Genomic DNA, 25163 nt, shown 5'->3' with positions numbered 1-25163 from the left:
GCTGTTGGGTTCGCGACAGAGATGGGGTCTTGGCCACATGGGACGTCGATTGGTACCACTCACCCTGGACAATCTCCCGGACCTGCCCAAGCCCTGTCGCCGCTGTGTCTTCTGGGAGCTGGACCCGGTCAGCGGTGAGGCGGCGATCCAGACGGGCAAACCCGAGCTGGAGAAGGAAGCCTGGATCTCGGCGGTTCTGCTGGAGTGGGGTTCCTGCGGCCGGGTCGTCTATGTGGACGAGCTGCCGGTCGGCTTCGTGCTCTACGCGCCGGCCGCCTATGTGCCGCGCTCGACGGCTTTCCCCACCAGTCCGGTCTCGGCGGACGCCGTGCAACTGATGACCGCCCGGATTCTGCCGGGCTATCAGGGGCAGGGCATTGGCCGGGTACTGGTGCAGACGGTGGCCAAGGATCTGGTGCGGCGCGGCTTCAAGGCGATCGAGGCCTTCGGGGACGCGAAGTGGGACGGGCCGGGCTGTGTACTGCCGAGCGACCATCTCACCGCGGTGGGCTTCAAGACGGTCCGCCCCCATCCCCGCTATCCGCGGCTCCGACTGGAGTTGCGCTCCACGATCTCCTGGAAGGAAGACGTGGAGATGGCGATCGACCGATTGCTGGGTGCCGTACAGAAGGAGCCGGCGTTGCGGCCGCTCTAGCGGCGGTCCCCGCAGGGCGGCGCTCCCGCAGGATGGCGCACAGCGAAACGACGGCGGCCGGTGGTGTTCCACGTGGAACACCACCGGCCGCCGTTATGGGTGCCGCGAAGGTAGGTCAGCCGATGAAGTCGGCGAGGTCACGCTCAAGGGCGGCCCGCGGCTTGGCACCGACGATGGTCTTGACGACCTCGCCGCCCTTGTAGACGTTGAGCGTCGGGATCGACATCACGCCGTACTTGGCCGCGGTCTCCGGGTTCTCGTCGATGTTGAGCTTCACGATGGTGATCTCGTCCGCGTGCTCGGCGGCGATGGCCTCGAGCGACGGCGCGATCTGACGGCACGGGCCGCACCACTCGGCCCAGAAGTCGACCAGGACGGGCTTGTCGCTGTTGAGCACCTCGTCGGTGAAGGTCGCATCGGTTACGTGCTTGGTGTTGGCGGCCACGGCAATCTCCTCAGGTTCTGATGCTTGCGGGGTGGGGTGAACTGGGGCGGGGCGAAGGCGGGTCAGACGGTCTTTTCGGCGTCGGCGAGCGCCGCCAGATAGCGTTCGGCGTCCAGAGCGGCGGAACATCCGGTGCCGGCCGCGGTGATCGCCTGCCGGTAGGTGTGGTCCACGACATCGCCGGCGCCGAACACACCGGGGATGTTGGTGCGGGTGGTGGGGGCCTGCACCTTGAGATAGCCCTCGGCGTCGAGATCGAGCACACCCTTGAAGAGCTCGGTCCGCGGGTCGTGGCCGATCGCGATGAACAGTCCGGTGACGGGCAGCTCGGAGGTCTCACCCGTCGTGGTGTTGCGGAGGGTCAGGCCGGTGAGCTTGCCCTCGCCGTGCACCTCGGCGACCTCGCTGTCCCAGACGAAGGAGATCTTCGGGTCGGCGAACGCCCGCTCCTGCATCGCCTTGGATGCCCGCAGACTGTCCCGCCGGTGCACGATCTTCACCGTCTTGGCGAACCGGGAGAGGAACGTCGCTTCCTCCATTGCGGTGTCACCGCCGCCGATCACCGCGATCTCCTGATCGCGGAAGAAGAAGCCGTCACAGGTGGCACACCAGGAGACGCCGCGGCCGGAGAGCTGGTCCTCGTTGGGGAGATTGAGCTTGCGGTGCTGCGAGCCGGTGGTGACGATGATCGCCTTGGCCCGGTGCACGGTGCCGGCCGAGTCGGTGACCGTCTTGATGTCGCCGCTGAAGTCGATCGCGACGACATCGTCCGGGATCAGCTCGGCGCCGAAGCGCTCCGCCTGGGCCCGCATGTTGTCCATCAGGTCCGGGCCCAGGATGCCGTCACGGAACCCGGGGAAGTTCTCCACGTCGGTGGTGTTCATCAGCGCACCGCCGGCGGTCACCGAACCCTCGAAGACCAGCGGATTGAGCGAGGCACGCGCCGTGTAGAGCGCGGCGGTGTAGCCCGCCGGCCCCGAGCCGATGATGATGACATTACGGACGTCACTCACGGGTGTCTTCCTCGTCTCTGCGGACTGCTGCGGGGGTCCTCGCTGGACTCTCGCCCTCCCTAACGGATCCTACGGGCCAGGCATTCCCAAGCCCCGCACGCCGCCACGTCACCGTGAATAGCTGCTCCGGAAGAGGACCGTTCCGGGGCGGCCGGCCGGGCAGGAGGCGTTGACGACATAAGCGTCCACCGTCGAGGGATCGCCGGGATGCGGCAGCACCAGGAGGTAGGCATCGGTGCCCTCGAAGAGCTCACGCTCGCTGGCGAGCGGTGGCTGCGAGCGCTGGGTGGCGCCCAGCACACAGGGGGGCACCCCGGGGGAACCTTGGGGTGGCTGGCCGCCTGCCTTCCCGGGGGCGTTGAACATCGGGGAGTCGGCTCCCCTGGTGGCGCCGCCGCTGGGAGCGGCCCCGGCCAGCAGGAGCCGCACCTGGTCCGCCACCGGATCCTGGCGGGAGACGGACCCGGTGTCCTTCTTGGCACTGGCGGCGGCATCGCTGCCGGCCGAGCCACCGCCCGCGGACCCGGCCGCGTGCAGCACCCCGCCGATGAGCACCGCCCCGGCCACCGAGGCGGCGGCGATCAGCCCCACCTTCCAGGGGTGCCTGCGGCGGTCACGGTCACCGAGCTGCACGACGGGCGATGTTTCACGTGGAACACGGGTCACCGACGATGTTCCACGTGGAACACGGGGGCCGGGAAGAACGGTGTCGAGGTGTGCCTCGGCGGCGAGCGCGGCGTCGATCCGCCCCGCGATGTCGGCGGGGATCCGCTGGGGTCCGGGCAGGGTGCCCAGCAGACCGCGGATCTCCTCCAGGGACGCGAGCACATCCGCGCACAGCGCACACCTGGCGATGTGCTCCCTGACCTCGACAGCCCGATCGGGGGGAAGCAGCCCCTCCGTCAGATCGGAGATCTCGGTGACCTCCGGATGCGGGTCCGTGCCCGCACCTGTCGTTGTCGTCATCGGTGGCCACCTCCGCCCTGTTCCGTTCCCGTCTCTGGGACGGATGTCCTGTCCGTCCGGTTCCTTCCCCTCTCGTCGAAGGCGCTATCCCTGCCGTCGGCGCGTAGATGGGTGAGGAGCGGCAGCAACCGGGCGCGGCCTCGCGCGCATCTGCTCTTCACGGTGCCGACCGGCACCGCCAGCACCTGGGCGGCCTCCGCGACCGGATAGCCCTGCATGTCGACCAGCACCAGAGCGGCGCGCTGATCGGCGGGCAGGGTGGCGAGGGCGGCCAGCAGCTCCCGGTGGAGTTCGCCGCGCTCGGCCGGCGCCTCGGCGGATTCATGCGGTTCCAGCAGAGACTCGAAGTTCTCCCCGTCGGCGACCGAGTCGGTGCGCCGGGAGGCGGCCCGCCGGGCCCGGTCGAGACAGGCGTTCACCACGATGCGGTGCAGCCAGGTGGTGACGGCGGACTGGCCGCGGAAGCCGGCCGCCCCGCGGAAGGCCGACACAAGGGCGTCCTGGAGGGCGTCGGCCGCCTCCTCCCGGTCCCCGAGGGTGCGCAGCGCCACCGCCCAGAGCCGGTCGCGGTGACGCCGGACGAGCTCCCCGAAGGCATCCGGCTCCCCCGCCACATGGCGGGCGAGCAGCCCGGCGTCGTCGGTGTCACCGAAGGGCTTTCCCACCACGGCCAGACTCCCCCCGTCCGCCCTCTGCCGGTCTCAGCCGGTGACGCTGATCTCGGCGATCTTTCCCCGGTACGCGCCGTCGGACGGCGGCAGCTTGGTCAGCCAGACCAGCAGATAGCGGGAGTTCACCTTGGATGTGGGCTTCAGCGTGACCTCGGTGCCGTCGGTCGAGGCCACCTTGGTGAAGTCGTCGAGCTCGGTGGGCATCGTCCCGCCGTTCCGCTCGGCGGCCATCAGCTCGACGGAGGTGTCCCCTCCTATGAAGTCGACCTTCACCCCGCTGACGTTGTGGGCGCTGCCCAGGTCCAGGATGACCCCGACGCCGGACTTCAGACCGCCGAAGTCGGGTCGGCCCAAGTACATCTGGGTCTGCCAGAAAGTGCTCGGGTCGTGGTCGTAGACGTTGTCTATCGTCTGATGGCTCTCGGTGTGATCACCCAGGGGGTCGAAATCCTCGGCGCCGACGATCTTGACCGGCCCCACCGGCGGCGGGGTGGTGGCCTGGCCCGACTGCTGCCCGGTGGACGGGGTGCGGGCCGACCGGTTGTCCCGGGACTGGAGGGCGTCCGCGAGCTGCCAGCTGCCGAGACCGATGGCCACGGTCAGCAGTCCTGCCACCGCGCCCTTGAGCGCCTTGCCGGTACGTCCGGAGAGCGGCGGTGGCGGCGCGGGCGCGGCCAGCGGTGCCCGGGTAGGGGCGCCGGGTGGTGGCGGCGGCTGCTGGAAGGCGGTCGGCCGGTAGACCGGTGCGGCGTGCTCCGGCGGTCTGATCCTGGGCACCCCCGCGACGGCCTTGGCCAGCTCCTCCGGGGTGGTGCACGGCGACTCCTCGCGGGAGGCGGTCGCCCCGTCGTTCACCAGGGCGCGCATCGCCACCTCGGACAGGCCCCGGTGGACACCGGCCCTGACCTGGTCGGGGGCGACCAGGCCGACCCCCTTGGGCAGCCCGGCCAGACCGTGCGCGTCCTCCTCGTAGGGCCACCGCTGGGTGAGCGAGGCGTAGAGCAGGGCGCCGATCGCCTCGGTGTCCTGGCGCTGCGGCTGCTCGGAGCTGAGACCGCGCAGCGCCGCCGCGACGGCGAGGCCCCGGATGCGGTACTGACCGGAGACAGTGCGCAGCACCGCGCCCGGGTCGAGCCGGAGATGCGCGAGGCCCTCGCGGTGCGCGGCCGCCATGCCCTGGGAGACCTGGCTGGCCATCTGGTACGCCTCGTGCGGTTCCAGCGGCCCGGCGGCCAGCAGATCGGCCAGCGAGGTCGCGTCGGGCAGCCACTCGTGGATGACGTACACCAGGTCGTCCTCCTCGACGGCGTCGAGGACCTGGACGAAGCGGGGGTCGCCGAGCAGGGCGGCGGAACGGGCCGCCGCCAGCACGTTGCGGGCCTGCTGGTGGTCGGCGGGGAGCAGGTGGATGCCGACCGCCCGGCGCAGTTTCTCGTCGACCGCGCGCCAACTGCTGAAGCCGTCGACCCGGGTGACGCACTCCGCCAACTGGTAGCGGCGGGCCAGCTTGTGGCCGCTGTGCAGCTCCGGTGGCGCGGCGCGGGGGACCGGCTTCTTCTTCGCCGGCGCGTCGGTGGCCTTGTCCGACGCCTTGACCGTGCTGAGTTTGGTGGTGTCCCGGTCGACGACGACCGGGCCGGGGGCGGTCTGATCGCCGGCGGGTACGGCGTCGGCGGGTACGGTGGTGGGGGCCCGGTGCTCCTTGGGTGCGTCGTCGGCCATGGCGCCGTCAGGTGTGCTTCCGGTCTGGTCGTCCGTCGTCGTACCGCCGGATGTGGCGCCGCTGAGTTCCGCGGCGGGCAGCGTCTCGCCGCCCTCATTGGCCACTCCGACGGCGGCCGTGCTCCGATCCGCCACCGTCGTTCCTGCCTCCCCATCCATTGCGCGATCTCACGTCCAGCCGAAGACAATTGTGCCCACACTCCGCCGCTATGCACGACACGCGGTGGGCGGTGAAGGTTGCGCGGCAGCGCACCACAAGTGACGCGCTGCCCGGATCAGCGACCGAGGCGGCCGCGCACCATACCGATCATGGCGGTCATCTCCTCGATCCTCATCCGCTTGGCCGCGACCACGAACAGGCCGAGCAGCAGAACGCCGCCGACCACCAGGGAAGCCAGTGAGCCGACCGCGCCGCTGCCCAGCGCACCCATGATGACGTAAACGGCGATGCCCGCGATCGCCGCGGCCGGGATACAGGCGCCGACCAGCCGCGCGTAGGTGCGGATCACCCGCCGGCCGTCCAGATCGCCGCGCAGCCGCGCCCGCAGCCGCTTGGCGGCCACTCCGACGCCGACCGCGTAGGACAGGCCGTAGGCGAAGCCCATGCCCACCACGGCCCATCGGGCGGGCAGCACCAGGAAGCAGATACCGGAGGCCGCCGCGTTGACGGCGGCCACGATCACCGTGTTGTAGAAGGGGGTGCGGGTGTCCTCGAAGGCGTAGAAGCCGCGCAGGATCACGTACTGCACCGAGAAGGGGATCAGACCGACGCCGAAGGCCATCAGGATGAAGCCGATGTTCTGCGCCGACTCGGCGCCGGTGCTGGCGTAGAGCAGGCCGCACATCGGCACGCCGAGGGCGAGGAAGGCGAAGCCGGCCGGCACCATCGCCACCGCCGAGGTGCGCAGACCGTAGGAGATGTCGTCGCGGACCGCGGTGATGTCGCCGTCGGCGGCGGCCCGGGAGATCCTCGGCAGCACCGCCGCCATCACCGAGACGGTGATGATGGCCTGCGGCATCTGCCAGATCAGCAGCGCGTTGTTGTAGGCGGTGATGCCGGTGCCCTGGTAACCGTCCTTGTCGGCGTTGGAACCGGCCCAGGTGGCCAACTGGGTGACCGCGATCAGACCGGCCTGGTTGGCCAGCACGAAGAAGAAGGTCCACTTGGCGAGCTTGGCGGCCTTGCCCAGGCCGTGGCCGCGCCAGTCGAAGCGCGGCCGGAATTTGAAGCCCGCGTCCCGCAGATAGGGGAGCATCGCCAGCGACTGCACGACCAGGCCGAGCAGGGTGCCGATACCCAGCAGCCGGGCGCCCTCGGGCGTGATGGTCGTGGCGTCCATCCGGGTGGTGCTGTAGGACCCGTAGACCCAGATGAACATCAGGAAGGTGAAGATCACCACGATGTTGTTGAGGACCGGGGTCCACATCATGGCGCCGAAGCGGCCGCGGGCGTTGAGCACCTGGCCCATCACCACATGGACGCCCATGAAGAAGATGGTCGGCAGGCAGTACCGGGCGAAGGCGATCGCCACGTCGTAGGTGTCCGGGTTGTCGGCGATCTTCGCCGACATCAGCCGGATGAGCACCGGGGCGCCGAGCACGGTGACCGCGACGATGCCGCCGAGCAGCACCATGACGACGGTGAGCAGCCGGTTGGCGTACGCCTGGCCGCCGTCGTCGTCGTCCTTCATCGCCCGGACCAACTGCGGCACGAAGACGGAGTTGAGGCCGCCGCCGATGGTGAGGATGTAGATCATCGTCGGCAGGGTGTTGGCGACCGCGTAGGAGTCGCCGAGGGTGGCGACGCCGATCGCGGCGGCGATCACCAGGGTCCTGACGAAGCCGGTGACCCGGGAGACCAGGGTGCCGGCGGCCATCAGCGCGCTGGACTTCAGGACGCTGCCGCCGCGGCCGCCGCTCGTCGCGGGGGCGGCGACCGGCACGGTGGCGGTCGCGTCCACCGGCGCCTCGCCGAGGCTGTCGAGGCCGGCCGCCGCCGGTCCGGCCGGGACCGGCTGCGCCTGGGGCTGCTGGTACGGGTAGCCGTACCGCGGGTCGGCGTATCCCTGTTGGCCCTGTTGGCCCTGCTGCCCGTGCCGGCCCTGTTGCTGGCCGTACCCCTGCTGGCCCCCGTACGGGGAGTCGTCGCCGTACTGCGGTTCGACGTAAACGGCGAACTGGCCGGTCTGGTAAGGGGCCTCGCCGTAGGTCGGGCCCGAGTAACCGGTACCGGTGTTGTCGGCGGGCACCTGCGGATACTGCTGGTACTGGGAATAGTGCTGATAGTCGTACGGCTGCTGCGCGGGGTAGCCCTGCTGGGGGTAGTCGCCCTGCTGAGGCTGCTGGTGGCCCTGGTGATCCTGCCGGCCGTAGTCCTGCCGGGGGTCTTCCTGCCGGGACGGCTCCGGCGGCGGCGCCGCGGCGCTGCCCGCCGCCTGGTCGCGGAAGAGGTGGGCGTAGGGGTCGTACGGCTGCTGCTCGGGACCCGGCCGGCCGCCGGCGTCGTTCATCCCCGCGTACTGGTTCGCCGTACCGTCCCCGTACGGCGTCTCCTGGTAGCCGGACCGCTGCCAGTGCCTGTCGCCGTCCTGGGCGGGCGGAGGCGGCGGATGGGCGGCCCGGTCGTAGGGTGCCTCGTCCACCGGGTCCTGCGCGGTCGGCCCCTGCTGCTGGTAGGGCTCGTAGGCATAGGTGTTCTGCTGATACGGGTCAGGTGGCGAGGGACGCTGCTCGGGCTGGGGAGGCATCTGGCCCGCAGAGTCGCGATCACCGTCATACGGCGCGTTCATCAGTGCCCCACCTTATTGTCCGCCGGCTATCCGTCCACCTTCTCATCCGCCGGGGACGCCTCCGGACTATGCGCGGCGGTGTCAGCGGCAGGGTCACCCGGGTGCCCGGGCCCCGGATCGTCCGCCTCGCCGTCGTCCCCGTCGTCGCCGCCGTCGTCCTCGGAACCACCCTCGCCGACGCTGTCGGCCGCCTGGCGCTTACGTTGACGGTAGATCCGGACCCCCGCGAGCACCAGCAGCAGGAGGCCGCCCCCGATGATCAGCATCACGAGATCGGTGACCTTCGTGATTTTGACCTCGAACTGGATGGGCTCCCCGTAGAGAGCGCCGTCCTTGGTGTAGAGGTGAGCGGTGAGGGCGACCCTGCCGTTGGCGTTCGCCGACGTCTGGAACTTAAGGGTACGGGTGTGCCCGCCGTCGATGTCGATCGGCTGGAGCTGGCTCTTGATCTTCAGCCTGATCGTGGTGCCCGAGGTGAGCCGCAGTTGCAGCCCGGTGATGGGCTGGCCGAGGTCGTTCTTGACGGTGATCGGGACGGTGCCGCTGCGGCCGGACAGGGTGAGGGTGGTCTTGTCCAGGATGTGCACCGCGTTGATCAGGTCCTTGAGGTAGTCCCCGATCGCGTTGCGGAAGTCACCGGCCCGGACCCGGTTGCCCCGCCACCCGCTGGACAGCGCCCGCAGCACGGCGTTGCCGAACGGCACGGTCACCTTGTCCTTGCGGGTGAGGATGACCTCGAACTCGCTGAGGTGGTTCTGCGTCACCTGGAGCTGGAGGAAGGCCTCCTTGGGCAGTTCCTGGCGGCTCAGCGACTTCGGGTAGGCGCGGGCCTGCGGCACCTGGTGGGCCGCCTGGGGATCGGGCTTCGACGCGGCGATCGTGTCGAAGGAGACCATCTCGCCCCAGGGGCTCTTGTCGATCTCGCTGATGGCCTTGGCCATCGTCCGTGCCTGGGAGATCGACGGCGCGCGCTGCGGGGCCACCAGCAGGTTCCGCTGCTGCTGCGGGGTCTGCATGGTGATCAGCAGGGTCTGGGCGACGAAGCTCCGTATCGCGGCCTCGGCGTTGGCTGGCGGCAGCATGTTGCCGGTGAAAGCGCCGGATAGCTGGGCGTCGGCGACCACCGCGGTGGTGCCGCCGCCGATCGGCCGGGGCGCGCTCGGGGTGTAGTCGAGCTGGCCGTCGGCGAAGGTGTCGCTGCGGGCGATGATCCGCTTGGCGCCGCCGGTCCTGGCCACCGAGACGATGGACGGGTCGAGCGCTCCGTCCACCGGCCAGGCGACGTTGGCGGCGGAGTTGACGGTGAGGATCGTGTCGGTGGTGATCTTGCCCAGGCTGACCGCGGTCTTGAGGTGGTCGACGCTGCCGGGGACCGACCTGCCCTGGTGGGCGAGCGAGGCGATGTCGGTGTCGCCGAAGGGGAGGGAGATCACCTGGGCGCCGGAGACCGCCGTCCGCAGCGCGTTGAGCCACGCCTTGGCGGCGGTGGTACCGGTGCCGGGGGTGGTGTGGGTGGTGTCCCCACCGGGGCCCAGTACGCGATACGGCTTGGTCATCGCCTCCACCGAGGCGAGCAGGTCGGGGTCGACCACCCAGGTGACCGGGAGGTTCTTCGCCAGGTCGACCATCTGCTGGAGCCGGCCGCCGGGCCCCAGTTCCTTGGCCAGGTCGTCGTCGAGGAAGATCGGGCTCTGCTGGGAGTCGGTGTCGCCCCGGGCGGCGATGTGCGGCCGGTCGGTCAGCGGCCACAGGAAGTCGATCTGGGTCGACTTGACGTTCTCCCCTTGCGCGTAAAAGGGCAGGAAGGTGCGGCCGATGCCGAGGACGTGCGACCAGTTCTCCACCGACGTCTGGCCGTCCAGGGTGACCGCCAGCGCGTAGACACCGGTGGGGCCGAGGTCGAAGGCGCTCACCGGCACCTTGAGGCTGAAGGCGGCGGTGCGCCCGGCGCCGAGGTCGGCCACCTGCGAGGTGTGCCCGTCGAGTTCGTCACCGTCCAGCGCGTTGTTGTAGAGGCCGCGGGACGTGACGTCCGTCATCGCGCTGCGCGAGGCCAGCGGGGTGCCGCTGTTGCCGATCCGGACGCCGATGTGGGCGGCGGTGATCTTCACCTTGCTGTTGTTGGTGACCGTGCCGGAGACGGTCACCGACTCGTCCGGGGTCGGTACGCGCGGTGTGAGGCCGTTCAGGGTCACGGTGGCCGTACGGGAGCCGGTGGGCGTCCGCGCCTGGGAGGGGGTCGCCTGGGTGGCTTGCAGCAGCCCTGTCAGCAGGACGGCGCCCGTCACGAGAGCGGAGAGCCGCAGCAGCCGCCTTCGCGGGCTCGACGGGGCTCGTCCCGGTGCCTGTGCCGCCTCGCCCACGCGTTCGCCTGTCCCTCGTCGTCATCGATCGTCGCTCGTCCGTCGGAAGTGCGTGCTGGCATGTTAACGAGCGGCGCTGTGCCGAAGTGCTCTGGATCCAGCATGCGGCACACCGTGCGAGGGGCCGGAAAACCCGGGCGCCGAGCGGTGCCGGGGACCCGTACCCTCTTACGTTGTGCCGAATGCCAACAATGCCGCTCAGACCCAGCAGTCCCACCACCGGGTCGAGCCCGTGGCCGAGGATCTCGGCCGTCGTTTCCGTGCCGCCGGATTCCGTCTCGCCCTGGTGGGCGGGTCGGTCCGGGACACCCTGCTGGGGCGGCTCGGTCATGACCTCGACTTCACCACCGACGCCCGGCCCGAGCAGGTGCTGAAGATCCTGCGGCCGTGGGCGGATGCCGTGTGGGAGGTCGGCATCGCCTTCGGCACCGTCGGCGCCCGCAAGGACGTCCCCGCGACCCCCGCCGGCCCCGGCGGTGAGGCGGCCAGAAGCTTCCAGGTCGAGGTGACCACCTACCGCTCCGAGGCCTACGACCGCGCCTCGCGGAAGCCGGAGGTGTCCTACGGCGACACCCTCGAGGAGGACCTGGTCCGCCGCGACTTCACGGTGAACGCGATGGCGGTCGCGCTGCCCGGCAACGACTTCGTCGACCCCTACGGCGGTCTGGACGATCTCGCGGCCCGGACGCTGCGCACCCCCGGCACCCCCGAGGCGTCCTTCTCCGACGATCCGCTGCGGATGCTGCGGGCGGCCAGGTTCGCCGCGCAGCTCGACTTCGAGGTCGCCCCCGAGGTGGTCGCCGCGATGACGGCGATGGCCGACCGGATCGGGATCGTCTCGGCCGAGCGGGTCAGGGACGAGCTGAACAAGCTGATCCTGTCCGACCACCCCATCAAGGGGCTGCGGCTGCTGGTGGACACCGGCCTCGCCGATCGGGTGCTGCCCGAGCTGCCGGCGCTGCGGCTCGAGCGTGACGAGCACTTCCGCCACAAGGACGTCTACGAGCACTCGCTGACGGTCCTGGAGCAGGCCATCGACCTGGAGGAGGACGGCCCCGATCTGATCCTGCGGCTGGCGGCGCTGCTGCACGACATCGGCAAACCGAAGACCCGGCGCTTCGAACCGGACGGCCGGGTCTCCTTCCACCACCACGAGGTGGTGGGGGCCAAGCTGACCAAGGCCCGGATGACCGCGCTGAAGTACCCCAACGACCAGATCAAGGACGTCTCCCGGCTGGTGGAGCTGCACCTGCGGTTCCACGGGTACGGCAGCGGGGAGTGGACCGACTCCGCCGTCCGCCGCTACGTCCGTGACGCCGGGCCGCTGCTGGCACGGCTGCACAAGCTGACCCGCTCCGACTCCACGACGCGCAATCAGCGCAAGGCCGCGGCGCTGTCCCGGACGTACGACGGTCTGGAGGGCCGGATCGCCGAGCTCCAGGAGCGGGAGGAGCTGGACGCCATCCGCCCGGACCTGGACGGCAACCAGATCATGCGGATCCTGGATGTCCCGCCGGGACCGGTGGTCGGCAAGGCGTATCAGCACCTGCTGGAGCTGCGGCTGGAGAACGGTCCGCTGGGCGAGGAGGCCGCCGTCACGGCGCTCCGGGAGTGGTGGGCGAGCCAGGCCTGAGCCCGGCGGAAAGCGTTGTTCCACGTGGAACACCCGGTCGTGTTCCACGTGGAACATCGTCGGCGTCTGTGCCGACTCGCGCCGAAGCCTCCGGCGAGGATCCCGATGTTCCACGTGGAACATCGGGCCGGGCCGCGGTGGCCGCCACAACGGCGTAGATCACGGACAGGGCGATGATCATGACCGGGGAACGGCCGTCCGACGGGAGGATCAGCGCGGAGACCGCGGCGGCCCCCACGAAGGCGACATTGAAGGCGACGTCGTACAGGGAGAAGACCCGGCCCCGGTAGCCGTCCTCGACCCCGGTCTGCACCACGGTGTCGGTGGCGATCTTGGCGCCCTGCGTCGTGACGCCGAGCGCGAAGGCGGCCACCATCATCGGGACCGCGGTGAGGGTGAGCGCGAGCGGCGGCAGCAGCACCGCGGAGGCCGCACAGCAGCTGGTGATCCAGTTGGTGGTGCCGAAGCGCTGAGTGGCCCACGGGGTGACGAGTGCGGCGGCGAAGAAGCCGGCCGCCGAAAGCGCGACGGCCAGGCCCAGGAGCGGCAGCCCGGCGTCGCTGTCCGACGGGTCCGACCAGGTGTAGCGGCAGAGCATCAGCAGCGTCACGGTGAGAGCGCCGTAGCAAAAACGCATCGCGGTCATCGCGGTCAGAGCCTGGCGGACCGTCGGCCGCTGCCGCAGATGCCGCAGTCCCTCACCGAGTCCCCTCGCGGTGGACAGCAGAGCGGCGCCGAGGCGGGGTCCGTTCCCGGTGAGGTCGGGTCCCAGCGCGTCGCGGCCGAGAGCGAGCGCGGACAGTCCGGCGCACAGGTAGAGCGCCGCGCCGAGCAGCACGGTGGTCGCGTCGGCGCCCGCGCCGTCGGGAAGGAAGAGGTGCACCGCGAAGGCCGCGCCGCCGCCGACGCTCGCGGCGAGGGTCCCGGCGGTCGGCACCAGCGAGTTGGCGGTCACCAGCCGGTCGGCCGCCACCACCCGGGGCAGCGCGGCGGAGAGGCCGGCCAGGACGAAGCGGTTGACGCCGGTGACCGACAGCGCGGAGAGATAGAAGAGCCAGTCCGGCACCTGGAGCAGGATCAGCACGGCGGTGCCGCAGGACAGCACCGCCCGCAGCAGATTGCAGTGGAGCAGCACCTGGCGCCGCCGCCAGCGGTCCAACAGCACCCCGGTGAACGGCCCGAGCAGCGAGTACGGCAGCAGCAGTACGGCCATCGCGGAGGCCACCGCGGCCGGGGAGGCCTGCTTCTCCGGGGAGAACACCACGTAGGCGGCGAGCGCGACCTGGAAGACGCCGTCGGAGAGTTGGGAGACCAGTCGCACCACCAACAGCCGCCGGAAGTCGGGCAGCTTCAGCAGTACGCGGAGATCCCGCACAACGGACATGGACACAGCCTCACATGACAAGGAAGGCCCCGGGCAACCGCCCGGGGCCTTTCACCTGTGCTGGGATCAGCGAATCATGCGGACCCGGTCGATCAGCGCTCGACCTCGCCGCGGATGAACTTCTCCACGTTGTCGCGGGCCTCGTCGTCGTAGTACTGCACCGGCGGGGACTTCATGAAGTACGAGGACGCCGACAGGATCGGGCCGCCGATGCCGCGGTCCTTGGCGATCTTCGCGGCGCGCACCGCGTCGATGATGACGCCGGCGGAGTTCGGGGAGTCCCAGACCTCCAGCTTGTACTCCAGGTTCAGCGGGACATCGCCGAAGGCACGGCCCTCAAGGCGGACGTACGCCCACTTGCGGTCGTCGAGCCACTGGACGTAGTCCGAGGGGCCGATGTGCACGTTCTTCGCACCCAGGTCGCGGTCCGGGATCTGCGAGGTGACGGCCTGCGTCTTGGAGATCTTCTTGGACTCCAGGCGCTCGCGCTCCAGCATGTTCTTGAAGTCCATGTTGCCGCCCACGTTGAGCTGCATGGTGCGCTCGAGGACGACGCCGCGGTCTTCGAAGAGCTTGGCCAGCACGCGGTGCGTGATGGTGGCGCCGACCTGGGACTTGATGTCGTCACCGACGATCGGCACACCGGCCTCGGTGAACTTGTCCGCCCACTCCTTGGTGCCGGCGATGAAGACCGGGAGGGCGTTGACGAACGCGACCTTGGCGTCGATGGCGCACTGCGCGTAGAACTTGGCCGCGGCCTCGGAGCCGACCGGCAGATAGCAGACGAGGACGTCCACCTCGCGGTCCTTGAGGATCTGGACCACGTCGACCGGGGCGTCCGCGGACTCCTCAATGGTCTCGCGGTAGTACTTGCCGAGGCCGTCGAGGGTGTGACCGCGCTGCACGGTGATACCCGTCTGCGGCACGTCGGTGATCTTGATGGTGTTGTTCTCACTGGCACCGATGGCGTCCGCGAGGTCGAGACCGACCTTCTTCGCGTCGACGTCGAAGGCGGCCACGAACTCGACGTCCCGCACGTGATATTCACCGAACTGCACGTGCATGAGCCCAGGCACCCTGCCGTCCGGGTCGGCGTCCTTGTAGTACTCGACACCCTGCACCAGCGACGAGGCGCAGTTGCCTACGCCAACGATGGCTACGCGAACCGAACCCATACCGGTTGCTCCCTGTGTAATCGTCACGCGGTTCCCCGGTCCCCGGGTCGGCCGCCGTTCTCTTGGTTGTTGTGGTCGTGGTCCTGCTCGGCGGCCGGCCGCTCGACGCGTCCGGCCCGCTCGGTCTCGATCAGCTCGTTGAGCCAGCGGACCTCGCGCTCCACCGATTCCATGCCGTGCCGCTGGAGCTCCAACGTGTAGTCGTCGAGCCGTTCGCGGGTGCGTGCCAAGGAGGCGCGCATTCTCTCCAGGCGCTCCTCCAGCCGGCTGCGCCGCCCTTCCAGGACACGCATCCTGACGTCTTTCGACGTCTGGCCGAAGAAGGCGAAACGCGTGGCGAAGTGTTCGTCCTCCCAGGCGTCGGGGCCGGAGTGGGCGAGCAGCTCTTCGAAGTGCTCCTTGCCCGCGGCCGTCAGCCGGTAGACGATCTTCGCCCGGCGGCCGGCGAGGGGCGTGGTCAGCGGATCGCTGTCCAGCGCCGACTCCTCGATCAGCCACCCCTGGGTGACCAGCGTCTTCAGACAGGGATACAGAGTCCCGTAACTGAAGGCGCGGAACACTCCGAGCGAGGTGTTGAGCCGCTTGCGCAGCTCGTAACCGTGCATCGGGGACGCCCGAAGCAGCCCGAGAATCGCGAATTCCAGGATTCCGGAGCGCTTGCTCAATGCTTCGTCTCCTTCGTCCCCTTCGTTCCCGCGTTCGTGTATCGAGCGGCCCGCTGTCGTTCGTGCCCAGCACGGCTATGTCGTGCACTGCCTACACCCACTGTGCTGGCTGGATGTCGGCGCGATGTATCGAGTCGATACATCGTGACGATAGAACGGGCCGAGACATCATGCAAGGCGACCCGTGGTGACCGGCGTCACATCCGTGAACCGGTGGACCGTAAACCGACCGATATGCGGTGAACGTTCGCGCCAACCGCCTTTTGGCGGTGCGTACTCTGTTCGGCATGCGAAGCACCGGGAACCCCTTGACGCCCGCCCGCGTCTTGGTCCTCGGTGCGGTGCGACCCGACACAGTCGCACTCAGGGGGACCGACCCGGATGTCATCGTTGCCTTCAGGCCATCCCGCCTGTCGAGGAGTAGCTGTTCATGAGCGAGCACCGTCGCAAGCTGCCGCAGTCGTCGCCGCCCCCCGGCGGCGGTCGGGCTGCCGCCAGGCGTGGAGGGCCACCGTCGCCGCCTCCGCCGTCCGGCGGACGGCGAGCCGCCGGCGGCCCCGTGTCGAGCGGGCAACCGTCCGCGGGCCACGCCTCCGACGCCCGGCCGGCCGGCGGATCACCGACCGCCGGATCACCGGCCGGTGAGGAGCGGCCCGGCGGCGCCGGGGTGCCCTACCAGGGCCGCGCCGCCGCCCGGCGCGCCGCCCAGGGCCGCGGCAGCAGGCGCAAGGGCGCTCCGAGCAGCGGTCCGGCCGGACCCGGCGGACCCACCGGCCCCGGCGGCCGCGGTCCCGGACGCCGCCCGGCCAAGAAGCGCTTCATCGACTACCCCCGCTTCGGCAAGGAGGGTTGGCGCCACTGGATGCCGTCCTGGCGGCAGGTCACCGCGCTCCTCGTCGGCTTCTTCGGCGCCGTCGTCGGGGTGATCGGCATCGCCTACGCCATGGTGGGCGTCCCGGACGAGAACCTCGCGGCGAAGGCGCAGAACAACGTCTACGAATGGTCCAACGGCGAGCAGATGATCGCCACCGGCGGTGAGGTCAACCGCCAGATCATCCCCATCGGGCAGATCCCCCAGGCCATGCAGAACGCGGTGATCTCGGGTGAGAACAAGACGTTCCTCACCGACTCCGGCGTCGACCCGATGGGCATCGCCCGCGCCGTGGTGAACATGGCCAAGGGCGGCGAGACGCAGGGTGGTTCGACCATCACCCAGCAGTACGTCAAGAACACACGGCTCAATCAGCAGCAGACGTTCAGCCGCAAGTTCAAGGAACTCTTCATCTCCATAAAGGTCGGCGCGACCCTGTCGAAGTCCGAGATCATGGCGGGCTACCTCAACACCTCGTACTTCGGGCGCGGCGCGTACGGCATCCAAGCGGCGGCGCGCACGTACTACGGGGTCGACGCGAAGCAGCTCAACCCGAGCCAGTGCGCCTTCCTCGCCGCGCTGCTCAAGGGCCCCACGTACTACGACCCGGCGGGCAACATCGGCATCGACCCGGCCGCGACGCCCGCCAGCAACAAGGCGAACTCCCAGTTCCGCTGGAACGCGATCCTCGACCTCGAGGTCAAGGACGGGCTGATGACGCCGGCCGAGCGCGCCAAGTGGACCAAGTACCCCATGCCGCTGCCGCCGAAGAAGAACGCGCAGATGGCCGGGCAGATCGGCTACATGGTCGACCTGGTCAACCAGTACATGGTCAGCAAGAAGATCATCACCACCGACCAGCTCGCCCAGGGCGGCTACACGATCCGTACCACCTTCGACAAGAGCAAGGTGACCGCACTGGAGGCGGCGGTCAACAAGGTGCGGGCGGCCAACATCAAGCCCGGCGGCGCCCACAAGAACTCCAAGGGCGAGGACGCCGACAAGTTCGTCCAGTTCGGCGGTGCCTCGGTGAACCCGTCCGACGGGGCGATCGAGGCCATCTACGGCGGCACCGACGCCACCAAGCACTTCACCAACAACGCCGACGAGACCGGCGCCCAGGTGGGATCCACCTTCAAGCCCTTCGTGCTGGCGGCCGCGATGACCCACGGCGTGCGCGACAAGGACGGGCCCCCGGAACAGAGCGACGCCGAACGCACCAAGGTCTCCCCTGACAGCTGGTTCAGCGGTAAGGACAACCAGCTCATCAAGGACTACACCGGCAAGCCGTGGATCGGGTACGACAAGGACAACAAGCCGTTCGAATGGCACCAGCCCAACGACGACGGTGACAACTTCCCGAAGGTCACCCTGCGCACCGCGTTGGACAAGTCGCTCAACTCCCCCTACGTCCAGCTCGGCCAGGACGTCGGCACGGATCTGGTCTCCCAGGCCGCGATCAAGGCCGGCCTGGTGGCCAACGGCAACAACGGTCTGCTCGACTACAAGAACAGCGTGACCTACTCCATCGGCACCTCCTCGCCCAGCGCGATCCGGATGGCCGACGCGTACGCCACGTTCGACAACCACGGGGTGCAGAACAACCCCTACTCGGTGACCACCGTGATCCACGACGGCACGGCGATCTGGAGCGCGAAGAGCCACCTCAAGCCCACGCCGGCCTTCGAGCCCAAGGTCGCGGACACCATCACCGGCATGCTCACCGACGTGATCAAGAAAGGCACCGGTACCACCGCGCAGCTCGACGGCGGCCGGATCGCGGCCGGCAAGACCGGTACCACCGACGACAACAAGTCGGCCTGGTTCGACGGCTACACGCCGCAGTTGTCCACCTCGATCGTGATGTTCCGCCGCGACGACCAGGTGCACACCGACAAGAAGACCGGCAAGGCGATCACCAACCCGTTCCTGTCCATGTACGGGACGGCCGGCGCACCGACGATCCACGGTAATTCCTTCCCCGCGCAGATCTGGAAGGACTACATGAACGTGGCGCTCGGCAACCAGCCGAAGGTCGGCTTCGACAAGCCGTCCGGTGACGTCGGCGAGGTCATCTGGGGCAATGTGCCGAGCCCGACGCCCTCTCCGACGGCCACCACGCCGCCGCCCACCACACCGCCGCCGAGCCCGACGACGACCACCTCGTCGCCGAGCCCGAGCTGGACGCCGCCGACCACCCCGGCCACCCCCACGGACACGCCCAGCACGCCGTGTTTCCCGTGGAACCCGGAGTGCCAGCAGAGCAGCCCGCCGACCAGCCCGACCGGTACGCCGAGCGGCTCGCCGACCACCAACCCGGGAAATCCGGGAAACCCGGGCCACGGACCCAACAACCCGGGTACGGGCGGATGACGGCTTGACGGCCACGGGGGGCTCTCGCGGACACCGTCGCGTACGGCAGGATGGCGCCATGACGAGCGTGCGCGACCGTGCAGAGGACGACCGGCGAGAGCTTCCCGTGCGCCCCACCGATGAGGACCCGCTGGCCGCCGCGGCCAGCGGTCTCGTCGGCGGCCCGGCCGGCCGCTGGGCCAGGATCGGCGGCCACCGCTGGTGGAACCCGCTGCGGGTGATGGTCCTGATCGCGATCGGCATGTTCGCGCTCGGCATGGCGCAGAAGGCGTCCTGCTACTCCGCCGGCTGGTTCCATGGCGGCGACGGGCAGTACATCCACGCCTGCTACTCCGACATCCCGCACCTCTACACCCAGCGCGGCTTCGCCGCCGACCTGGTGCCGTACTTCGACCGCATCCCCGACGCGATGAGCGGCTCGCCGGACATCCACTACCTGGAATACCCGGTGCTCACCGGCCTCTTCATGGAGGTCGCGTCCTGGTTCACCCCGCACGGTACCGCGCAGCACAGCGCGCAGATCTACTGGATCGTCAACTCCGCGATGCTGATGATCTGCGCGGTGGTGCTGGTGGTGTGCGTGGCCAGGACCAACCGGCGGCGCCCCTGGGACGGCCTGCTGATCGCCCTGTCCCCCGCGCTGGCGCTGACCGCGACCATCAACTGGGACCTCTTCGCGGTCGCGCTGGCCGCCGCGGGCATGATGCTCTGGTCACGCGGCCGGGCGGTGCCCGCCGGTGTGCTGATCGGACTGGCCACCGCCGCCAAGCTCTACCCGGTGCTGATCCTCGCCGCGCTCTTCGTGCTGTGCCTGCGGGCCGGCCGGCTGCGCCAGTGGTCGGGGGCGCTGGGCGGGGCCGTGGTGGCCTGGCTGCTGGTGAACCTGCCGGTGATGCTGCTGGCGCCGGACGGCTGGGCGCAGTTCTACACCTTCAGCCAGGAGCGCCACACGGACTACGGCTCCTTCTGGCTGATCATCATGGAGCGCTCCGGCGACCCGCTCTCCGGCGTGAACGCGTACGGCACCGCCGTGATGCTGCTGCTGTGCGCCGGGATCGCCGGGCTCGCCCTCTACGCCCCGCGCCGGCCCCGGGTCGGCCAGCTCGCCTTCCTCGCGGTGGCCGCGCTGCTGCTCAGCAACAAGGTCTACTCCCCGCAGTACGTGCTGTGGCTGCTGCCGCTGGCGGTGCTGGCCCGGCCGCGCTGGCGGGACCTGCTGATCTGGCAGGGCGCCGAGGTGGTGTACTTCCTCGGCATCTGGATGCGGCTCGCCTACGTCACCGGCACCAAGCACCACGGGCTGACCGCCGACGCGTACCACCTGGCCATCGGCGCGCACCTGCTGGGCGTGCTTTATCTGTGCGTCCTGGTGGTTCGCGACATCCTGCTGCCGGAGTACGACGTGCTGCGGCTCGACGGTGCGGACGATCCGGCGGGCGGGGTGCTGGACGGCGCGGAGGACGTGTTCGTGCTCGGCCCGCTGCCGGACGAGCCGAAGCACGCCGCCTGACCGCGGACCGGCGGTCCTAGGCGGGCTGCCGGTCCACGACCCGGTCGAACTGGGTCGTGGTGTGCCGCAGGTGCGCCACCAGCTCGTCCCCCACCGCCGGCGGTGCCACATCGCTGGGCAGGAAGAGGATCGACACCTGCATGTGCGGCGGCTCGGCGAACCACCGCTGCTTGCCCGCCCACACGAACGGCGACAGATTGCGGTTGACGGTGGCCAGCCCGGCCCGCGCCACGCCCTTGGCCCGCGGCATCAGCCCGTGCAGCGCCTTGGGCGCCTCGAGCCCGACGCCGTGCGAGGTGCCGCCGGCCACCACCACCAGATGCCCGTCGGCCGCGGACCGCTCCTGCCGGTAGCCGTACCGCTCGCCCTTGGCGATCCGGGTGACGTCGAGCACCGCGCCCCGGTACTCGGTGGCGTCGTGGTCGCCGAGCCACAGCAGGGTGCCGATACGGGCCCGGAACCGGGTCTGCGGGAACTGCTGCTGGAGCGTGGCCAGCTCGGTCGCCTTGAGGTGGCTGACGAACATGGTGTGCAGTGGCAGCCGGGCCGCCCGCAGCCGCTCCATCCAGGCGAAGACCTCCTCCACCGCGTCGCTGCCGTCGGTACGGTCGAGCGGCAGGTGGATGGCGAAGCCCTCGAGCCGTACGTCGTCGATCGCGGTGTGCAGCTTCACCAGGTCGTCCTCGGAGACGCCGTGCCGCCGCATCGAGCTCATCACCTCGACCACAACCCGGGCGCCGACCAGTCCGCGCACCCCCTCCACCGAGGAGACCGAGCGGATCGCCCGGTCGGGCAGCGGCACCGGCTCCTCGCCGAGCCGGTACGGGGTGAGCACCAGCAGATCGCCGCCGAAGAAGTCCTTGATCCGGGCGGCCTCGTACGTCGTGCCGACGGCGAGCATGCCCGCGCGCAGCCGGGTCGCCTCGTCGGCGAGGCGCTCGTGGCCGAAGCCGTATCCGTTCCCCTTGCAGACGGGCACGATGCCGGGGAACTGGTCCACCACGGACTGGTGGTGGGCACGCCAGCGGTGGGTGTCGACGTACAGAGTGAGCGCCATGGCCTGGTCAGGACCTTCCTTGTGCGAGTCGGCCGGTCAGCGGCGCGACATGTAGATGTCGAGTGCCTTGTGGAGCAGCTTGTTGAGGGGGAAGTCCCACTCGCCCAAGTATTCGGCAGCCTGGCCGCCGGTGCCCACCTTGAACTGGATCAGGCCGAACAGATGGTCGCTCTCGTCCAGCGAGTCGCTGATGCCGCGCAGGTCGTAGACGCTGGCGCCCATCGCGTAGGCGTCGCGCAGCATCCGCCACTGCATCGCGTTGGACGGGCGCACCTCGCGCTTGTGGTTGGCGGAGGCGCCGTAGGAGTACCAGACGTGGCGGCCGACGGTGAGCATGGTGGCGGCGGCGACCGCCTCGCCCTCGTGGACCGCCAGGTAGAGCCGCATCCGGTTGGGGTCCTCGGCGTTGAGCCTGGTCCACATCCGCTGGAAGTACGACAGCGGGCGCGGCCGGAAGTGGTCGCGCTCGGCGGTGATCTCGTAGAGCTGCTGCCAGACCGGCAGATCGTCGTAGCCGCCCTGGATCACCTGGACACCGGCCTTCTCGGCCTTCTTGATGTTCCGGCGCCAGAGCTGGTTGAAGTTCTTGAGGATGTCGTCCAGGGTGCGGTTCTCCAGCGGAACCTGGTAGACGTAGCGCGGCTGTACGTCGCCGAAGCCCGCGCCGCCGTCCTCGCCCTGCTGCCAGCCCATCCGGCGCAGCCGCTCGGCCACCTCGAAGGCGCGCGGCTCGATGAAGGTCGCCTCGACGTCCCGCAGCCGCTTGACGTCCGGGTCGGCGATGCCGGCCTTGACCGCGACGGCGTCCCAGCGGCGGATGACGACCGGCGGGCCCATCTTCACGGTGAAGGCGCCCTGCGTCTTCAGGTGGCTCAGCATCGGCTGGAGCCATTCGTCCAGATTGGGCGCGTACCAGTTGATGACCGGGCCCTCGGGCAGATACGCCAGATACCGCTTGACCTTGGGGAGCTGGCGGTAGAGGACGAGGCCGGCGCCGACCATCTGTCCCGACTTCTCGTCGAACCAGCCGAGGCTCTCCGACCGCCACTCGTTCTTCACATCAGCCCATGCCGGGACCTGGCAGTGGCTCGCCGACGGCAGGCTCTGGATGTAGGCCAGGTGCTGCTCGCGGCTGATGGTCCTCAGGGTCAGGCTCATGCGGGGCGCTCCCCATGCTCAGACTGCGGGCTTTTCTGGCCCGAAGCCTACTGTGAGGGCGAAGCGCCGCCACTACTACCCGGCCGGGGCTGCCTGGCCGGGGGCACCTGGTCGGAGGCCTGGCTGAGGCGGGTGGCTGGAGCGGGGGCCTGGCCGAGGTGGGTGGCTGGAGCGGGTAGCCGGGGCGGGCAGCCGGCTGGGGCGGGCGCTACACCAGGCCGCCGCGGGACACGCCCAGGTAGAAGCCGACGCCCGACAGGCCCAGGGCGATGATCAGCCCGAACCGGCCCGCCGTGGTCTCCGAGAGGAAGAGACCGAGTCCGCCGGCGAGGACCCCGGCCACGCCGGTCCAGGCCGTGGTGATGTGCAGGCTGAAGAAGCCCGCCGTGCAGACGGCGATCACCCCGAGCACGAAACTCAGCGCCATCAGTGTGTTCTGGAGCGGGTGGGGCCGGCCGTCGGTGTTGAAGGTGAGGCGGTGGAGCCGGTCCTGGCCGCGATCCTGCCGGGCGGGCGGGTTTTCCGGGCCTTGCCGGGCTTGAGGGTCTCGCTGGTCCTGCTGGGATTGCCGGGGTTTACGGGCCGCGTGCTGGGTCATGGCGCACCTCCGTGGCGGAGCGGCGGCGGGGATGCCATCAGCCGCACCCGATATGTACAGATTGGGGGCATAAGGGACCGGATTTCAACCGGAGGGGCGAGCCCGGGTAGTCTGTACGGTCTGCACCGGTTATCCACGCGGGTGCCGGCACGGGCGCCGGATCGTCGGACGGCCCTGTCGGTGGTCCGCGCTACCGTTGCGACGCAAGCCAAACCCTCCTGCCACGGAAATGCCGTGGCCGCTGAGTCCAAAGGAGGTGGGTTCCCCTATGCGTCACTACGAGCTCATGCTCATTCTCGACCCCGATCTCGAGGAGCGCGCTGTCTCCCCGCTGATCGAGTCCTTCCTCGCCGTCGTCCGCAATGGCGGCGGCAACGTGGAGAAGGTCGACACCTGGGGCCGTCGTCGTCTCGCCTATGAGATCAACAAGAAGCCCGAGGGCATCTACTCGGTGGTCGACCTCAAGGCCTCGCCCGAGGTCGTCAAGGAGCTCGACCGTCAGCTCAACCTGAACGAGTCGGTGCTGCGGACCAAGGTCCTCCGTCCGGAACTGCACTAGTCCACCTGCCCCGGCAGGTGACTTAGTCGCTGGTCCCGGAGTCCGAGCGGCAGCCAGTACCACCACAGGCACAGCCTGCACACCCCTGCACAGCCAGCACAGCCACAGCCAGTCGAGAGGTCATCCCATGGCAGGCGAGACCGTCATCACGGTCGTCGGCAATCTCGTCGACGACCCCGAGCTGCGCTTCACCCCGTCGGGTGCGGCGGTCGCGAAGTTCCGTGTCGCGTCCACTCCCCGCACCTTCGACCGTCAGACCAATGAGTGGAAGGACGGCGAGAGCCTGTTCCTGACCTGCTCGGTCTGGCGGCAGGCGGCGGAGAACGTCGCGGAGTCGCTTCAGCGCGGTATGCGCGTCATCGTCCAGGGCCGCCTGAAGCAGCGGTCGTACGAGGACCGTGAAGGCGTCAAGCGGACGGTCTACGAGCTGGACGTCGACGAGGTCGGCGCCAGCCTGCGGAGCGCCACTGCCAAGGTCACCAAGACCGCGGGCGGCGGCGGCCGCGGCGGTCAGCAGGGTGGCTACGGCGGTGGCCAGGGTGGCGGTGCCGGTGGCGGCCAGGGCGGCGGCTCCTGGGGCGGCCAGGGCGGCGGGGCTCCCGCCGACGATCCCTGGGCGACCAGTGCGCCGGCCGGCGGTGGCCAGGGTGGCGGTGCCGCTGGTGGAGGCGGCTGGGGCGGCGGCTCCGGTGCCTCCGGCGGCGGTTTCTCGGACGAGCCGCCCTTCTAGGGGCGGACCCCACAACTTCTTGATCGCATAGGAGAATCACCATGGCGAAGCCGCCTCCGCGCAAGCCGAAGAAGAAGGTCTGCGCGTTCTGCAAGGACAAGACCGTGTACGTGGACTACAAGGACACGAACATGCTGCGGAAGTTCATTTCCGACCGCGGCAAGATCCGTGCCCGCCGCGTCACTGGCAACTGCACCCAGCACCAGCGTGACGTCGCCACGGCCGTGAAGAACAGCCGTGAGATGGCGCTGCTGCCGTACACGTCGACCGCTCGATAAGGAAGGGTGACCGCAGCATGTCCAAGATCATCCTTACCAACGAGGTCAGCGGCCTCGGTGCCGCCGGCGACATCGTCGACGTCAAGCCGGGTTACGCCCGCAACTACCTGATCCCGCGGGGCTTCGCCATCGCGTGGACCAAGGGTGGCGAGAAGGACGTCGAGCAGATCCGGCGCGCGCGTCGTATCCGCGAGATCCACTCGCTGGAGGACGCCAACGCCGTCAAGGCTCAGCTCCAGTCCGTCAAGGTCAAGCTGAGCACCCGGGCGGGCGACACCGGCCGTCTCTTCGGCTCGATCACCCCGGCCGACATCGCTTCGGCGATCAAGGCCGCGGGTGGACCGGTGGTCGACAAGCGCCGGGTCGAGGTCGCCGCGCCGATCAAGACGCTGGGCGCGCACAAGGTCTCGGTGCGTCTGCACCCCGAGGTCGCGGTTGTGCTCGACCTGGAGGTCGTGGCCGCGTAACGCGGTTTGTTCCACGTGGAACGTGTTCGTGCGATTGGCGCGGGATGTTCCACGTGGAACACAGAGGGTCGGACGTCCCGT

At 69.7% G+C, this 25163-nt stretch carries 20 protein-coding genes and 1 pseudogene; 8 read left to right on the top strand and 13 right to left on the bottom strand.

Going from position 1 to position 25163, the window contains the following annotated elements; genetic code table 11:
• Positions 1–37 precede the first annotated feature (37 nt).
• On the top strand, positions 38–655 hold the full coding sequence (locus OG519_RS16810; RefSeq protein WP_405584145.1) for a GNAT family N-acetyltransferase: 618 nt from the start codon (positions 38–40) through the stop codon (positions 653–655).
• A gap of 115 nt (positions 656–770) precedes the next feature.
• Here the strand turns inward: OG519_RS16810 and trxA are convergent, their stop codons facing one another.
• The 7 genes from trxA to OG519_RS16775 all read right to left on the bottom strand — a co-directional run bounded on the left by trxA (position 771) and on the right by OG519_RS16775 (position 10624).
• On the bottom strand, positions 771–1100 hold the full coding sequence (gene trxA, locus OG519_RS16805) for a thioredoxin (RefSeq protein WP_405584142.1): 330 nt from the start codon (positions 1098–1100) through the stop codon (positions 771–773).
• 62 nt (positions 1101–1162) lie between these two features.
• Entirely contained in the window at positions 1163–2113 is a 951-nt protein-coding gene (gene trxB / locus OG519_RS16800) for a thioredoxin-disulfide reductase (RefSeq protein ID WP_405584139.1), read from the bottom strand.
• 108 nt (positions 2114–2221) lie between these two features.
• A complete protein-coding gene (locus OG519_RS16795; RefSeq protein ID WP_405584136.1) occupies positions 2222–3079 on the bottom strand; it encodes an anti-sigma factor family protein in 858 nt (285 codons plus the stop codon).
• On the bottom strand, positions 3076–3744 hold the full coding sequence (gene sigM, locus OG519_RS16790) for an RNA polymerase sigma factor SigM (RefSeq protein ID WP_405592779.1): 669 nt from the start codon (positions 3742–3744) through the stop codon (positions 3076–3078). The genes OG519_RS16795 and sigM overlap by 4 nt, the downstream gene beginning before the upstream one ends.
• Before the next feature lie 36 nt (positions 3745–3780).
• On the bottom strand, positions 3781–5472 hold the full coding sequence (locus tag OG519_RS16785; RefSeq protein WP_405592777.1) for a protein kinase family protein: 1692 nt from the start codon (positions 5470–5472) through the stop codon (positions 3781–3783).
• A 275-nt stretch (positions 5473–5747) separates the two neighbouring features.
• A complete protein-coding gene (murJ, locus tag OG519_RS16780; protein WP_405584134.1) occupies positions 5748–8261 on the bottom strand; it encodes a murein biosynthesis integral membrane protein MurJ in 2514 nt (837 codons plus the stop codon).
• Between the two features lie 26 nt (positions 8262–8287).
• Positions 8288–10624 carry a DUF6049 family protein gene (locus OG519_RS16775; protein ID WP_405584131.1) on the bottom strand — a complete coding sequence of 779 codons (2337 nt, stop codon included), beginning with the start codon at positions 10622–10624 and terminating at the stop codon, positions 8288–8290.
• Between the two features lie 175 nt (positions 10625–10799).
• On the opposite strand from OG519_RS16775, the gene OG519_RS16770 reads away from it, so the two are divergent.
• Complete coding sequence (locus OG519_RS16770) at positions 10800–12257, top strand: CCA tRNA nucleotidyltransferase (protein WP_405584129.1); 1458 nt, start codon at positions 10800–10802, stop codon at positions 12255–12257.
• On the opposite strand, the gene OG519_RS16765 is transcribed toward OG519_RS16770, so the two are convergent.
• From OG519_RS16765 to OG519_RS16755, 3 genes are all read right to left on the bottom strand, one after another.
• On the bottom strand, positions 12220–13641 hold the full coding sequence (locus OG519_RS16765; protein ID WP_405584126.1) for an MFS transporter: 1422 nt from the start codon (positions 13639–13641) through the stop codon (positions 12220–12222). The genes OG519_RS16770 and OG519_RS16765 overlap by 38 nt on opposite strands.
• Positions 13642–13733: 92 nt before the next feature.
• Positions 13734–14816 carry an inositol-3-phosphate synthase gene (locus OG519_RS16760; protein ID WP_405584123.1) on the bottom strand — a complete coding sequence of 361 codons (1083 nt, stop codon included), beginning with the start codon at positions 14814–14816 and terminating at the stop codon, positions 13734–13736.
• 23 nt (positions 14817–14839) lie between these two features.
• Positions 14840–15481, bottom strand: a complete 642-nt coding sequence (locus OG519_RS16755) for a helix-turn-helix transcriptional regulator (RefSeq protein ID WP_405584121.1) — start codon at positions 15479–15481, stop codon at positions 14840–14842.
• Positions 15482–16040: 559 nt separating this feature from the next.
• Between OG519_RS16755 and OG519_RS16750 the strand changes: the two genes are divergently transcribed.
• Together OG519_RS16750 and OG519_RS16745 are read left to right on the top strand one after the other, a co-directional pair.
• On the top strand, positions 16041–18725 hold the full coding sequence (locus OG519_RS16750; protein ID WP_405584119.1) for a transglycosylase domain-containing protein: 2685 nt from the start codon (positions 16041–16043) through the stop codon (positions 18723–18725).
• A gap of 58 nt (positions 18726–18783) precedes the next feature.
• Positions 18784–20235: a glycosyltransferase family 87 protein gene (locus OG519_RS16745; RefSeq protein ID WP_405584116.1), complete on the top strand. Its 1452-nt coding sequence runs from the start codon at positions 18784–18786 to the stop codon at positions 20233–20235.
• Positions 20236–20251: 16 nt separating this feature from the next.
• On the opposite strand, the gene OG519_RS16740 is transcribed toward OG519_RS16745, so the two are convergent.
• The 3 genes and pseudogenes from OG519_RS16740 to OG519_RS16730 form a co-directional block, all read right to left on the bottom strand.
• Positions 20252–21292, bottom strand: coding sequence for an alanine racemase (locus tag OG519_RS16740; RefSeq protein WP_405584113.1), 1041 nt, complete (start codon positions 21290–21292; stop codon positions 20252–20254).
• Between the two features lie 36 nt (positions 21293–21328).
• The gene (locus OG519_RS16735; RefSeq protein WP_405584110.1) at positions 21329–22450 is read right to left on the bottom strand and encodes a lipid II:glycine glycyltransferase FemX; all 1122 of its coding nucleotides are present in this window, start codon (positions 22448–22450) and stop codon (positions 21329–21331) included.
• Between the two features lie 208 nt (positions 22451–22658).
• Positions 22659–22919, bottom strand: a pseudogene (locus OG519_RS16730) (hypothetical protein); the annotation flags it as partial.
• Positions 22920–23316: 397 nt separating this feature from the next.
• Here OG519_RS16730 and rpsF point away from each other — a divergent pair.
• The 4 genes from rpsF (at position 23317) to rplI (ending at position 25082) form a co-directional block, all read left to right on the top strand.
• Entirely contained in the window at positions 23317–23607 is a 291-nt protein-coding gene (gene rpsF / locus OG519_RS16725) for a 30S ribosomal protein S6 (RefSeq protein ID WP_329134108.1), read from the top strand.
• Between the two features lie 127 nt (positions 23608–23734).
• Positions 23735–24337, top strand: a complete 603-nt coding sequence (locus tag OG519_RS16720; RefSeq protein ID WP_405584107.1) for a single-stranded DNA-binding protein — start codon at positions 23735–23737, stop codon at positions 24335–24337.
• Positions 24338–24378: 41 nt separating this feature from the next.
• Positions 24379–24615: a 30S ribosomal protein S18 gene (gene rpsR, locus OG519_RS16715; RefSeq protein ID WP_031512678.1), complete on the top strand. Its 237-nt coding sequence runs from the start codon at positions 24379–24381 to the stop codon at positions 24613–24615.
• Positions 24616–24632: 17 nt separating this feature from the next.
• Positions 24633–25082 carry a 50S ribosomal protein L9 gene (rplI, locus tag OG519_RS16710; protein WP_405584103.1) on the top strand — a complete coding sequence of 150 codons (450 nt, stop codon included), beginning with the start codon at positions 24633–24635 and terminating at the stop codon, positions 25080–25082.
• Positions 25083–25163: the final 81 nt, after the last annotated feature.

Origin of the sequence: Streptomyces sp. NBC_01190 (genome assembly GCF_045039895.1) — a bacterium.
In the GTDB taxonomy this organism is placed as follows: domain Bacteria; phylum Actinomycetota; class Actinomycetes; order Streptomycetales; family Streptomycetaceae; genus Actinacidiphila.
This window is presented reverse-complemented; position numbering and strand designations above follow the sequence as displayed.